Raw genomic sequence first — 12638 nt, 5'->3', positions numbered from 1 at the left:
TCGACAAGAAGAAAGCCCAGGTTGTCACCGGCCGGAGGTGTGATGAGATGTTGATGCGATTTGATAGCAGTCCGTCTGGCCGGAGTAACTGAAGGTAATGGAACATCCGCACCGCGTTGTCCTGCTCGCCGGTCCTTCCGGCTCCGGAAAGTCGTACATAGCGCAGCAAACCGGTTTACCGGTGCTCTGTCTGGACGACTTCTACAAAGACGGCGATGACCCTACGTTGCCGCGACGAAACGGCCAGGTGGATTGGGAATCGCCGCAGTCCTGGGATGCCCCCACCGCTGTGGAAATCATTGCCCGACTTGCTCGGGAAGGCCGCGCCGATGTGCCGGTTTATGCGATCGGCGCAGACCGACGGGTGGCCACCCGGACATTTGATGTCGCCGGATCGCCACTTTTCGTGGCCGAAGGGATCTTCGCCGCCGAGATCGTCGAGGAATGCCGTCGCCGCGGACTGCTCGCTGGGGCGTACGCGCTGCGCCGTCCGCGCGGGGCGACCTTCCTGCGCCGGCTCGCCCGGGACCTGTCCGAGCAGCGCAAGGCCCCCCGGGTGCTGGTCCGGCGCGGCGTGGCGCTGCTCCGGGCCGAGCCCGCGATCCTGCGTCGGCAGACCGGGTTGGGTGCGGAGGCGGCCCGCGCCAGGGAGGTGCTGCGCCGGGTGGCCGGCCTGCTCGCCGGCCACCCGCACGGCTGATGGTCAGGTCAGCACGGCTGACCGTCAGGCCATCAGCTTGGCGTACGCCGGCTTGATCACCTCGTCGATGATCCGCAGTCGCTCGTCGAACGGGATGAAGGCGCTCTTCATCGCGTTGATGGTGAACCACTGCAACTCTTTCCAGCCGTAGCCGAACGTCTCCACCAGCAGCGACATCTCCCGTGACATGGAGGTGCCGCTCATCAGCCGGTTGTCGGTGTTGACTGTGGCGCGGAAGCGCAGGTCGCGCAGCAGACCGATCGGGTGGTCCGCGATGGAGGCCACCGCGCCGGTCTGCACGTTCGACGAGGGGCACAGCTCCAGGGGGATCCGCTTGTCCCTGACGTACGCGGCCAGCCGGCCCAGCGTGCCGTCCGGGCCGATGTCGTCGACGATCCGCACCCCGTGGCCGAGCCGGTCCGCTCCGCACCACTGGATCGCCTGCCAGATCGACGGCAGACCGAACGCCTCACCGGCGTGGATGGTGAAGTGGAAGTTCTCCCGTTGCAGGTACTCGAAGGCGTCCAGGTGGCGGGTGGGCGGGAAGCCCGCCTCGGCGCCGGCGATGTCGAAGCCGACCACCCCGGCGTCCCGGTGGCGCACGGCCAGCTCGGCGATCTCCTGGGAGCGGGCGGCGTGCCGCATCGCCGTGAGCAGGGTGCCCACCCGGATGCTCAGGCCCGCCTCGACGGCCTGGGCGGTGCCCTCGGCGAACCCGGCCAGCACCGCCTCGACCACCTCGTCCAGGCTGAGATCCTGCTCCAGGTGCTGCTCGGGGGCGAAGCGCACCTCGGCGTAGACCACCCCGTCGGCGGCCAGGTCCAGGGCACATTCGCGGGCGACCCGCCGCAGCGCCGGCGCGGTCTGCATGACCGCGACGGTGTGCGCGAACGTTTCGAGGTAGCGCTCCAGGGAGCCGGAGTCGGCCGCGGCCGCGAACCAGCGTCCGAGCGCGTCGGGATCGGTGGCGGGCAACTCGTGGCCCACCTCCGCGGCCAGGTCGACGATCGTCGCCGGCCGCAGCCCGCCGTCGAGGTGGTCGTGCAGCAGGGCCTTCGGAACCTTGACGATGTCCTCATACCGGATAGTTGCGACCATGCTCAGACCCTAGTCAGCGCCCCGGGCGGACCGGGACAGGGCCGCCGGGTGTCACGGCCTCCGATCCGGTGCACGTCTAAACTGAGCGGATGGAGTGCGCCTGACGTGGATCCCCGCATCCTCGACCGGCTGCGCTGCCCGGTCTGCGGCGAACCCCTGGGGCAGGCCATCGACACGAGCGCGCTGCGCTGCCCACGCCGGCACAGCTTCGACATCGCGCGCCAGGGCTACGTCAACCTGCTCACCGGTCGTGCACCGCACGTCGGTGACACCCCCGAAATGGTCGCGGCCCGCGCGGACTTCCAGGCCGCCGGGCACTACGACGTCATCTCGGCCGCTCTCGCCGCCGCCGCGACGGAGGCCGTGGCCCGGCTCGAACCGCCGGAGCCCGACGTCGGGGCGTACCCCCTGGTGGTGGATGCCGGCGCCGGCACCGGCCGGTACCTCGGCGCGGTGCTGGCGGCGTTGCCGGACGCCGTGGGTCTGGCCCTGGACGTGTCCAAGCCGGCGCTGCGCCGCGCGGCCCGCGCGCATCCCCGGGCCGCCGCGGCTCTCGCCGACACCTGGCAGCGGCTGCCCGTGGCGGACGCCTCGACGGCCGTGCTGCTGAACGTCTTCGCCCCGCGCAACGGCGCGGAGTTCCACCGGGTGCTCGACCCGGCCGGGACGCTGCTGGTGGTCACGCCCGACACCGACCATCTCGCCGAGTTGGTGGATGCCCTCGACCTGCTGCGGGTGGACCCGGACAAGGCGGACCGGGTGACCGGCAGCCTGGGCGGGCACTTCACCCCGGTCAGTTCGGCGGTGCACCGGGCGGAGCTGGCCCTGACCCGCCGGGAGGCCGCCAGCCTGGTCGGGATGGGCCCGAGCGCCTGGCACACCGACCCGGGCGCTCTCGCCGACCGGCTGGCCGCCCTGCCCGAGCCGGTCCGGGTGACCGTCGCGGTCCGGCTGGACGCGTACCGACCCCGCTGACCTCAGGTGGAGAGGTCGACCTCTTCCCAGCCGGGGGGCTCGTCGTGGTACGGCCCGCGCAGGATCACCGCCCACTCCAGGGCCCAGCGCCGCTGCCCGATCGCGTTCGCGTCGACCAGGCCCGGTGCCCTCCGACCGTCGCGCTCGGTCTCCAGGTACGCCCAGTCCAGGCAGTAGTGCAAATCGAGCAGCGCGGCCGCGTCGGCCGGGTGCTGCGGCGCCGTGAGGATCCGCGAGCGCCAGTGCGGGAAGCTCTCCCCCTCGGCGATGTGCGGCAGCCGCTCGACCAGCCGCTCGTCCACGGCCAGGGTGGGGTCGAGCTGCTTGCTCAGCCCGAGCACCCAGGCCAGCGCGAACAGCGCGTCGTGGTGCAGCACGAACGAACGGTGGTCACCCTTGCCGCCCATCACGAACTGCCATTCCGGCGGGGTGACCATCTCGACCAGGTGTGAGCCGAGCAGCCAGCTCATCGCCGCCTGCGGGGGCATCCCGAAGCAGCGGGCCAGGATCAGGTGCAGCACCGCGATCCGCGCCTCGATCTCCGCCGTGGGGCGCAGCTCGATCCGGTCGCCCGGCTCCCAGACGAGGGGAAACTGGGCCGGCGGCAACGGCAGGCCGAGCCGGGACAACTCGTCCAGACTCGCCTCGCGCACCTCACGTGGGTCCGGGGCAGCAACGGTCACGGCGGATCTTCCTGTCTGCTCGCGCCGGCGCAAGGCCGGTTTTCCCCCCTTGGCCAGCGACAATAGCGCTCCCAGGTGACCGGCACCACGCCGCCCCGACCCGCGCTCGATCAGCCGATGCGCTCGATGACCAGCGGCGTCGTCGCGGGGGCGGTCGGCGCGATCCGTACCGCGTCGGCGGCCTCGGCCAACGCCGCCGGGATCCGCGTCGCGTCCTCGGCGCGCAACTCGTAGAGGGCGTCACCGGCCCGCACCGCGTCACCCGGCCGCTTGTGCAGGACCACACCGGCCGGCACGCTGACCGGGTCCTCCTTGCGGGCCCGGCCCGCGCCGAGCCGCCACGCCGCAACCCCCATGGCGTACGCGTCGACGGCCGCGACGTGCCCGTCCCGCTCGGCGCGGACGACCTCGACCTCGCGGGCCTCGGGCATCGGCGCGTCCGGGTCGCCGCCCTGCGCCCGGATCATCGCCCGCCAGGAGTCCATCGCCCGGCCGTCGCGCAACGCCGCCGCCGGGTCGGCGTCCGGCAGGCCCGCGGCGTCGAGCATCTCCCGGGCCAGGGCGAGGGTCAGCTCCACCACGTCGGCCGGGCCGCCACCGGCCAGCACCTCGACCGACTCGGTCACCTCGACGGCGTTGCCGATCGCCAGTCCGAGCGGTGTGGACATGTCGGTGAGCAGGGCGACCGTCCGGACGCCATGCGCACCGCCCAACTCGACCATGGTGCGCGCCAGCTCGCGGGCCTGGTCGACGGACTTCATGAAGGCGCCCGAGCCGACCTTGACGTCGAGGACCAGCGCGCCGGTGCCCTCGGCGATCTTCTTGCTCATGATCGAGCTGGCGATCAGCGGGATGGCCTCCACGGTGCCGGTCACGTCGCGCAGCGCGTACAGCTTGCGGTCGGCGGGAGCGAGCCCGGTGCCGGCCGCGCAGATGACCGCGCCGACCTCGTCCAGCTGGGTGATGAACTCGTCGTTGCTCACAGTGGCCCGCCAGCCCGGGATGGACTCCAGCTTGTCCAGCGTGCCGCCCGTGTGCCCGAGACCTCGGCCGCTCAACTGCGGTACGGCAGCGCCGCACGCCGCCACCAGCGGGGTGAGCGGCAGAGTGATCTTGTCGCCGACGCCGCCGGTGGAATGCTTGTCGACGGTCGGTCGGCGTACCGCCGAGAGGTCCAGCCGCTCACCGCTGGCGATCATCGCGGCGGTCCACCGGGCGATCTCCGGCCCGGTCATGCCGTTGAGCAGGATCGCCATCGCCAGCGCGGACATCTGCTCGTCGGCGACAACCCCCCGGGTGTACGCGTCGACCACCCAGTCGATCTGCGCGTCCGACAGCACCCCGCCATCCCGCTTGACCCGAATAACGTCAACAGCAGCAAAAGCACTCATCAAGAAAGATCTTTCCTAGTCGAATGGTGAAACCGACCCGCGGACCGCACGCACCGAGGGATTGGGCCGACCGTGCCCGGCGGAGGGATCAAGCCTGACCGCCCGGAGCCGGGCACGGTCGGCCCCGGCCCTAAGCGCAACCAGAAATCAAGACCAGCGAACCGGAATCTCCGCAGGCGGCTCACCCTCGCCGGCCCAGAAGATGGTGCCGGTGGCGTCCACCACGACCACCCGGGGCGTCCGGGCCAGACCCCAGGTGATCGCCTCGGCCGGGTCGTCCCAGCTCGGCGCCTCCTCCAGCACCCCGGTCTCGGCGCCCGCGTCGTCGCCGGCCGACCGCTCCCAGTACGCCGTCCAGACCTGCTGGCCGGCGGACATGTCCGGGTGCACGAAGACGGTGCCGCGCCCGCGCCAGGCGGCCAGTCGCTCCGGGACCACCGGCACCGGAGTCTCCCCGGTGACGGCCTCCAGGTCCTCCACACCGAAGGCGTGTGGCAGCAGCTCGGCCATCCGCAGCGGGCGGGTCCTGCTCTCGATCAGGCACTCCGGCCCGCCGTGCTCCCAGAGCAGTTGCCGACAGCGCCCGCACGGCATCAGCGGCTCACCCGTGGCGTCGACGCAGGAGAGCGCGACGAGTCGCCCGCCGCCGGTGGCGTGCAGGCTGGAGACCACGCCGCACTCGGCGCAGAGCGTCACCCCGTACGCGGCGTTCTCCACGTTGCAACCGACCACGATGCGGCCGTCGTCGACCAGCGCGGCCGCGCCGACCGGGAACGTCGAGTACGGCGCGTACGCGTGCCGCATCGCCTCGATGGCGGCAGCGCGCAACCGTGCCCAGTCAATGTCGGTCATGCCGCCATTCTGCCCAAGCGGCCCAGGTCAGAAGCGGGCAGGGCCGGGTCCACGGGCAGGCGCAGCCGTGCCGGGCATGAGTCCGACTCATCGGCCGCGCCCCCAGCAGTGGTCAACCGTCACCAGAGTCGGAGGCGTTGCCGAGGATGACGGCTCGGGGTGAAAGGGACGTTCGGCCCTGCATCTCCCGCTCGGGACAGCCAACCCTGAAGCCGAGGACGGACACGTGCGACCGAGAGGACCTGTGATGGCGAAGTTGGGGAGCTGGCCGTTGTCCGCGCAGACTCTTCGTCGGATGTACGCGGGGGGCCGCGGTAATGCGGCGGCCCGCCGGTTCGCCCGGCTGTGGGCGGCCGTGTATGCCGCCGGCCTGCACCCGAGGCGGTGGGTGACACTGGAGGTCGTGGGACGCCGCACCGGCCAGATCACCCGGTTCCCGCTGGGAATGGCCGACTGGCAGGGCGACTGGTATCTGGTGCCGATGCTGGGCGAGAACTGCAACTGGGTCCGGAACGTGCGTGCGGCTGACGGCCTGGTGATCCTTCGGCACGGGCGCGCCCGGGTCTGCCGCCTGGTCGAGGTGCCGGTCGACGAGCGTGCGCCGATTCTCAAGCGGTATCTGGCGACGGTCCCCGGAGCCCGGCCGCACCTTCCCGTCGACCGGCATGCGCCCCTGTCCGAGTTCGCGGCAATCGCGGCACGGTACCCCGCGTTCCGTGTCGAGACGGCACCCGTGAGATGACTGGCGCGGACCTCGCTGTGCCCGACGGGAGTCCCGCCGGGCACAGCTCGGGTGTCAGCCCTTGATGTACGGCTTGCCGTCGGCGGCCGGTGCGCGGACCCGGCCGACCAGCCCGGCGACCGCCAGGATGGTGGCCAGGTAGGGCAGCATGGCCAGGAACTGACTGGGGATCGAGCTGCTGATCGCGCCCAGGTAGGTGGCGAGCTGGTCGGCGAAACCGAAGAAGAGCGCGGCGAGCAGCGCACCGGTCGGGTTCCACCGGCCGAAGATCAGCGCGGCCAGTGCGATGAAGCCCTTGCCGCCGATCATGTTCTTGGTGAACGAGTAGAGCGCCAGCGTGTAGGACGCGCCGCCGATGCCTGCGACGACGCCGGCCAGCAGCACGTTGCGGTAGCGGACCCGCAGCACCTTGACGCCGAGCGTGTCGGCGGCGACGGGGTGCTCACCGACCGAGCGGGTACGCAGACCCCACCGGGTGCGGAAGAGCCCGATGTGGATCACGAGCACCAGCAGCAGCCCGAGGTAGAGGAAGATGTTGCCGCGGAACAGCGCCGGCCCGAGCACCGGGATGTCCTTGAGCAGCGGGATCTCCCAGTTGCTGAAGCGGGGCGCGCTGTTGTATTTCGCCGCGTCGGTCTGCATCAGCCGCTCGTAGAGGAAGCCGGTGACGCCGACCGCCAGCAGGTTCAGCACGATGCCCATGACGACCTGGTCGACCAGGTAGCGGATGGCGAAGACGGCCAGCAGCAGCGAGATGAACGCGCCGCCGAGGGCTGCGGCGACCAGACCCACCCAGACGCTGCCGGAGATGCTGCCGAAGAGCGCGCCGCTGAAGGCACCCATCAGCAGCTGGCCCTCGATGGCCACGTTGACCACACCGGAGCGTTCGCAGAGCACCCCGGCGAGCGCGCCGAAGATCAGCGGCAGGGCCAGGATGAACGTGCCTCGGATGATGTTGACCAGGGGCATGAAGTTCTGCCCGGCTGGCGCGGCGGAGACCTGCCAGCAGAGGAACGAGAGCACGAAGCCCACCAGCCCGATGCCGAGCACGGTGATGAACCACCGCTTCGGCACCCCGGCGAGCAGCGCCGCGCCGGCGGCGATCGCGATGATCCCGAACAGGATCGCCCCGATCGTGCCGTTGATCTTCAGTGCGGCACCGGCCGCGTCGTCGCTGAGCGTGAACCGGGCCTGCTGGTTGGTGGCGAGCGCGCCGAAGAGCACCGCGGCCAGCAGGCCGAGCCCCAGCAGCGTGAGGCCGACCTTGCGGCTACGGGTCCAGAAGCCCTCGTCGACCGGGGCGACCGCGATGTCGGGGACAGCCATGGTGGACATGAGTTACCAGCCCTTCGCCAGGCTCGTCTGCAACCGGGCGGCGCGCGCGGCCCGGAGCTGGAAGATCGCCTTCACCAGGGCCGGCGCGGCGATGAAGATGACGATCAGCGCCTGGAGCACGGTCACCAGCTCCAGCGAGATCCCGGAGTACGACTGCATCCGGTTGCCGCCGGCCTGCAACGCACCGAACAGCAACGCGGCCAGCAGCACTCCCCAGGGCTTCACCCGCCCGAGCAGCGCGACCAGGATGCCGTCGAAGCCGATCTGCGCGACCACCAGCGGGGTCAACGCGCTGGCGGTCGAGCCCAGCACCATGTTCGAGCCACCGAGGCCCGCCAGGATGCCGGCGAAAACCATGATCAGGATGTACGTCCGCGTGACGCTGATGCCGGCGGTACGGGCGGCGTCCGGGTTGGCGCCGACCGCCCGCAGCTCGAAGCCGAGCGTCGAACGGTTGAGCAGCCAGGCGACCGCCCAGGTGGCCAGCACGGCGAGCAGGATGCCGGCGTGCACCCGCAGGTTGTCGCCGAGCAGTCGGGGCAGTTGGGCGGAGGTGTCCACCGCCTTGCTGATCGCGTCGGTGCGGTTCGGGTCCTGCACACCGTTCTGCACGATCAACCAGGTGAGGAAGTACGTGGCGACGTAGTTGAGCATGATCGTGTTGATCACCTCGTGCGCGCCGGCCCGGGCCTTGAGGATGCCGGGGATGAAACCCCAGATCGCTCCGCCCAGCGCGCCGGCGAGCACCGCCACCAGCAGGTGCAGGCCGGGCGGCAGGGGCAGCAGGAAGCCGGCCAGGGCCGCCATGATCACGCCGATGGTGGCCTGACCCTGGGCGCCGATGTTGAACAGGCCGCCGCGGAAGGCCAGCGCCACCGACAGACCGGTGAAGACCAGCGGCGCGGCGTAGGTGAGCGTCTCGGAGATCGGCGCGAGAACGGCCTGCCAGCTACCGGTGCCGTTAACCCAGCCGGAGAACGCCTCGGGGTCGAAGACCGAGCCCTTGAACAGGTTCGCGTACGCCTCGCTGACCAGCGTCCAGCTGGAGTTGATCGCGTCGGACGGGCGGGAGGTGATGTACGAGTACGTGGACAGCACCGCCGGATCAGAAACGATCATCAGCACCGCGCCGACCACGATCGCCAGCACCAGCGACAGCAGGGTCACCGTGAAGGTGTTGGCCGCCCAGAGGTTGTCCATGAACAACCGGCCCAGACTCGGCTTCTGCTCCGGCTCCGGCTTGGACGCCGGGCCGCCCGGCTCGGTCGCCACCTCGGCCCGTTCGGTGTTGCCGAGCGCGTTCTGCGCGGCCTGCGCCTCGCTCGCCGGCTCCTTGTCCGGCGAGCCGGACTGCGGGGTTGGGGGGTTGGTCATGCCTCGTCCTCGCTCGCGGAACCCGGGCCGCTCGCCGGGCTCCCGTCGGTGGCCGGCCCGTCGCTGGGCACGGCGTCCGTGTTGCGCTCGTGGGCCACGTCCGGGCTGATGCCGGCCATCAGCAGGCCGATCTCCTCACGCGGGGTGTCCGGGCCGACGATGCCGATGATGCGACCGCGGTACATCACCGCGATCCGGTCGGCCAGCCCGATCACCTCGTCGAGCTCGCTGGAGACCACCATGACGGCGGTGCCGATGTCCCGCTCGCGGATGATCTGGCTGTGGATGAACTCGATCGACCCGACGTCGACGCCACGGGTCGGCTGGGCCGCGATGAAGAGCTTCAGTGGCCGGGACAGCTCCCGGGCGACGATCACCTTCTGCTGGTTGCCGCCGGAGAGGGTGCCCACCGACGCGTCGGCCGATGACGTGCGGACGTCGAACTGCTCGATCCGCTCCTTCGCCGACGCCGCTATCGCGTCCGGCTTGAGCGCGAGCCCGGCAGCGAACGGCGGCCGGTCGTAGATGTCCAGCACCAGGTTCTCCGCGACGCTGAACTCCTTGACCAGGCCGTCCACGCTGCGGTCCTCGGGCACGTAGCCGACGCCCGCGCGGAGCACCTTCTTGGGCTTCCAGCCGTCGATCCGGTCGCCGACCAGGCTGACCGTGCCGGCGAGCACCGGCCGCAGGCCCATGATCGCCTCGATCAGCTCGGTCTGACCGTTGCCCTGTACGCCCGCCACGCCGAGCACCTCGCCCGCACGCACGGTCAGGTCAACCCCGTCCACCGCGCGGATCTGCCGGTCGTCGTCGACGACCAGCCCGGTCACCTCCAGCACCGGCTCACCGGGAGTGGCCGGGCCCTTGTCCACGGTGAGTCGGACGTTGCGCCCGACCATCATCGCGGCCAGCTCGTCCCGACTGGCGTCCGGCGAGGCGGTGCCCACGGTCTTGCCGCGTCGGATCACCGTGATCCGGTCGGCGATGGCCTTGACCTCGCCCAGTTTGTGGGTGATGAAGACGATCGACTTGCCGGCCGCCTTGAGCGACCGCATGACCGTCAGCAGTTCCTCGGTCTCCTGCGGGGTGAGCACGGCGGTCGGCTCGTCCAGGATGAGCAGGTCGACGTCGCGCGTGAGCGCCTTGACGATCTCGACTCGCTGCTGGATGCCGACCGGCAGGTCCTCGACCACCGCGTCCGGGTCGACCCGCAGGTTGTAGCGCTCGGACACCTCGGTGACCTCGCGCCGGGCACGTCGGCGGTCCAGGAAACCGGCGATGCCGCCCCGGACCTGTTCGGCGCCGAGCATGATGTTTTCGGCGACGGTGAAGACCGGCACCAGCATGAAGTGCTGGTGCACCATGCCGATCCCGGCACCGATCGCGTCGGACGGGCCCTTCAGCTTCAACGGCTTGCCGTCGACCAGGATCTCGCCCTCGTCGGGCTGGTAGAGCCCGTAGAGCACGTTCATCAGGGTCGACTTGCCCGCGCCGTTCTCGCCGAGCAGGGCATGAATCTCTCCAGGCTCCACCGTCAGGTCGATGTGGTCGTTGGCGACCAGATCACCGAACCGCTTGGTGATGCCGCGCAGTTCGAGTCTCAGCGCAACCTCCTGGAGTGCGAGCGATGGTGCAGCCTAGCTGCCGTCAACCTGGCCGGAGCGGCCCGGTTGACGTGGTGCGCGATCGGCCGCTCCGACCCCACGGTCACCCGCAGGGCCGAAGCGGCCGATCGGTCGTACCTGTCCCCCGCCGACCTCCCCGATGATCTCACCGGAGGAGCCGGGCGGTTGTCACTTGGTCGGCTGGGCCTTCGAGGTGACGGTGATGGTGCCGGCGGCGATGTCCGCCTTGATCTTGTCGACCTCGGCCTTCAGCTCGGCCGGAACCTTGCTGTCGAAGTCGTGGTACGGGGCGATCGAGACGCCGGTGTTGGCCAGGGTGCCCACGAAGCCCGGGTTGGCCTGCAGCTTCTCGCCACCGGCGGCCTTGAGCACGGCCTCCTTGACGGCCTCCGGGATGTTCTTGACCACCGTGGTGATGATGGCCGAGCAGTCCGGGGTGCTCTCGCAGCCGTCGACGTCCACCCAGATGGTGCTGTACTTGCCACCCGAGGCCTTGGCCGCGGCGGTGGTGCCGAGGCCTGCGCCACCGGCGACCGGCATGATGATGTCCGCACCCTGGGCGACCAGCGCGTCGGAGACCTTCTTGCCCTCGTCCTGCTTGGCGAAGTCGTTGGTGAAGGAGCCCTTCTGGGTCTCCTTGTTCCAACCCAGCGCCTGGACGTTCTTGCCCTTGGTCTTGTTGTAGTACGCCACGCCGTCGACGAAGCCATCCATGAAGATGGTCACCGGCGGGATCGGCAGGCCGCCGTACGCGCCCACCTTGCCGGACTTGCTCATCCCGGCGGCCAGGTAACCGGCCTGGAACGCGGCCTGCGCGGTGTCGAACTGCATCGGGTAGACGTTGGCGTCACCCGGGTTGGCGTCGACGATGCCGAACGCCTGGTTCGGGTTGGCCTTGGCGATCTTCGAGGTGGCGTTGGCCATCAGACCACCGACCGCCAGGATGAAGTCGCACTTCTGGTTGACGTACTGCGTCAGGTTCGGCTCGTAGTCGGCCTCGGCCTTCGACGCCACGAACTTGGTCTCGATGTTGCTGTTGGCGGCCTTGGCCTCCTCGAGACCCTTCCAGGCCGAGGTGTTGAACGACTTGTCGTCGATGCCACCGACGTCGGTCACCATGCAGGCGCTGAACTTCTTGCCGCCACTGCCGGCGTTGTTGTCATCATCGGGGGCCTCGCCACAAGCGGCGGCGGTGAGCACGAGCCCACCTGCCGCGACGATCGAGGCGATCCGCATCCCACGCACCGAGCGCAAGACGTCTCCTTCCCATTGCACACCGCGCCTAGTGCGGTGGCAGCCCATCAGCCGACCTGCGGTGTGCCGCCGGCTGTCCCACGTTACGGACGGGAGCGTACGCCCGCGCCCACCCACCGGCCGACAATCGTGCACGACTGTTGAGCGCCTGTTACCCGGGTGTAACCCTTGCGTGGGGCACGTCACTCTTCGTGCTGGTAAGCAAGCGACGTGCCGTCCGAAACGTCCGTTTTCCCGGGGTCGGCCCTCTCCCCGGACGTTACCGCCAAAAGACCGCGACCGCCGCGTTGACCAGGGTCAGGCCGACGATCGTCAGGAAATGACCACGGTTCACCGCGTCCCGCTTCCGGGAGAAGAAGACCATGACAAAGATCAGCAGCGCGATCACCAACTTTGTCACAAGCTTCGCGGGCGCCGGCTCGTCCCCGTCGCGCAGCGGGGCGGACAGGCCGAGCCCGGTCAACAACTGGATCACCGCCCCCCAGAGCATGGCCGAGTTGATCCGTAGCCGACCGCTGATGTATTGGGCGATCGATCCGCCGAGCAGCAGGGCGAAGCCGATCAGATGGACGTAGAGGAGGATTAGTCGCAGCGCTTCCACGCCGCCCA

General features: G+C 70.2%; 12 protein-coding genes. 3 read left to right on the top strand and 9 right to left on the bottom strand.

Annotated features, from left to right (window positions below; translation table 11 throughout):
• The first annotated feature begins 406 nt into the window (after positions 1–406).
• Positions 407–700, top strand: a complete 294-nt coding sequence (locus GA0070619_RS33715; protein WP_231927210.1) for a hypothetical protein — start codon at positions 407–409, stop codon at positions 698–700.
• 24 nt (positions 701–724) lie between these two features.
• On the opposite strand, the gene GA0070619_RS31980 is transcribed toward GA0070619_RS33715, so the two are convergent.
• A complete protein-coding gene (locus GA0070619_RS31980; RefSeq protein ID WP_088951450.1) occupies positions 725–1798 on the bottom strand; it encodes an adenosine deaminase in 1074 nt (357 codons plus the stop codon).
• A gap of 105 nt (positions 1799–1903) precedes the next feature.
• On the opposite strand from GA0070619_RS31980, the gene GA0070619_RS31975 reads away from it, so the two are divergent.
• Positions 1904–2773 carry a putative RNA methyltransferase gene (locus GA0070619_RS31975; protein ID WP_088946150.1) on the top strand — a complete coding sequence of 290 codons (870 nt, stop codon included), beginning with the start codon at positions 1904–1906 and terminating at the stop codon, positions 2771–2773.
• A 2-nt stretch (positions 2774–2775) separates the two neighbouring features.
• Here the strand turns inward: GA0070619_RS31975 and GA0070619_RS31970 are convergent, their stop codons facing one another.
• The 3 genes from GA0070619_RS31970 to GA0070619_RS31960 all read right to left on the bottom strand — a co-directional run bounded on the left by GA0070619_RS31970 (position 2776) and on the right by GA0070619_RS31960 (position 5699).
• Complete coding sequence (locus GA0070619_RS31970; RefSeq protein ID WP_088951449.1) at positions 2776–3456, bottom strand: DUF4272 domain-containing protein; 681 nt, start codon at positions 3454–3456, stop codon at positions 2776–2778.
• A 110-nt stretch (positions 3457–3566) separates the two neighbouring features.
• Positions 3567–4847, bottom strand: a complete 1281-nt coding sequence (locus GA0070619_RS31965) for a thymidine phosphorylase (protein ID WP_088951448.1) — start codon at positions 4845–4847, stop codon at positions 3567–3569.
• A gap of 147 nt (positions 4848–4994) precedes the next feature.
• A complete protein-coding gene (locus GA0070619_RS31960) occupies positions 4995–5699 on the bottom strand; it encodes a cytidine deaminase (RefSeq protein ID WP_088951447.1) in 705 nt (234 codons plus the stop codon).
• Positions 5700–5946: 247 nt separating this feature from the next.
• Here GA0070619_RS31960 and GA0070619_RS31955 point away from each other — a divergent pair, with 247 nt between their 5' ends.
• Positions 5947–6441, top strand: coding sequence for a nitroreductase/quinone reductase family protein (locus tag GA0070619_RS31955; RefSeq protein WP_231927209.1), 495 nt, complete (start codon positions 5947–5949; stop codon positions 6439–6441).
• 54 nt (positions 6442–6495) lie between these two features.
• Here the strand turns inward: GA0070619_RS31955 and GA0070619_RS31950 are convergent, their stop codons facing one another.
• The 5 genes from GA0070619_RS31950 to GA0070619_RS31930 all read right to left on the bottom strand — a co-directional run bounded on the left by GA0070619_RS31950 (position 6496) and on the right by GA0070619_RS31930 (position 12630).
• Positions 6496–7776: an ABC transporter permease gene (locus GA0070619_RS31950; protein WP_088951445.1), complete on the bottom strand. Its 1281-nt coding sequence runs from the start codon at positions 7774–7776 to the stop codon at positions 6496–6498.
• A 3-nt stretch (positions 7777–7779) separates the two neighbouring features.
• Positions 7780–9150: an ABC transporter permease gene (locus GA0070619_RS31945; RefSeq protein WP_088951444.1), complete on the bottom strand. Its 1371-nt coding sequence runs from the start codon at positions 9148–9150 to the stop codon at positions 7780–7782.
• Positions 9147–10694, bottom strand: coding sequence for an ABC transporter ATP-binding protein (locus tag GA0070619_RS31940; protein ID WP_331716868.1), 1548 nt, complete (start codon positions 10692–10694; stop codon positions 9147–9149). The genes GA0070619_RS31945 and GA0070619_RS31940 overlap by 4 nt, the downstream gene beginning before the upstream one ends.
• 249 nt (positions 10695–10943) lie before the next feature.
• Positions 10944–12011, bottom strand: a complete 1068-nt coding sequence (locus GA0070619_RS31935) for a BMP family lipoprotein (protein WP_088951443.1) — start codon at positions 12009–12011, stop codon at positions 10944–10946.
• 277 nt (positions 12012–12288) lie between these two features.
• The gene (locus GA0070619_RS31930) at positions 12289–12630 is read right to left on the bottom strand and encodes a hypothetical protein (RefSeq protein WP_088952187.1); all 342 of its coding nucleotides are present in this window, start codon (positions 12628–12630) and stop codon (positions 12289–12291) included.
• Positions 12631–12638: the final 8 nt, after the last annotated feature.

It is taken from the genome of Micromonospora zamorensis (genome assembly GCF_900090275.1).
GTDB classification, from domain to species: domain Bacteria; phylum Actinomycetota; class Actinomycetes; order Mycobacteriales; family Micromonosporaceae; genus Micromonospora; species Micromonospora zamorensis.
This window is presented reverse-complemented; position numbering and strand designations above follow the sequence as displayed.

Excerpts from the sequence above, each read along its gene's own strand:
- GA0070619_RS31960 (WP_088951447.1), bottom strand. The coding sequence starts at position 5,699 with ATGACCGACATTGACTGGGCACGGTTGCGCGCTGCCGCCATCGAGGCG.
- GA0070619_RS31980 (WP_088951450.1), bottom strand. The coding sequence starts at position 1,798 with ATGGTCGCAACTATCCGGTATGAGGACATCGTCAAGGTTCCGAAGGCC.
- GA0070619_RS31935 (WP_088951443.1), bottom strand. The coding sequence starts at position 12,011 with ATGCGGATCGCCTCGATCGTCGCGGCAGGTGGGCTCGTGCTCACCGCC.
- GA0070619_RS31950 (WP_088951445.1), bottom strand. The coding sequence starts at position 7,776 with ATGTCCACCATGGCTGTCCCCGACATCGCGGTCGCCCCGGTCGACGAG.
- GA0070619_RS31945 (WP_088951444.1), bottom strand. The coding sequence starts at position 9,150 with ATGACCAACCCCCCAACCCCGCAGTCCGGCTCGCCGGACAAGGAGCCG.
- GA0070619_RS31955 (WP_231927209.1), top strand. The coding sequence starts at position 5,947 with ATGGCGAAGTTGGGGAGCTGGCCGTTGTCCGCGCAGACTCTTCGTCGG.
- GA0070619_RS31965 (WP_088951448.1), bottom strand. The coding sequence starts at position 4,847 with ATGAGTGCTTTTGCTGCTGTTGACGTTATTCGGGTCAAGCGGGATGGC.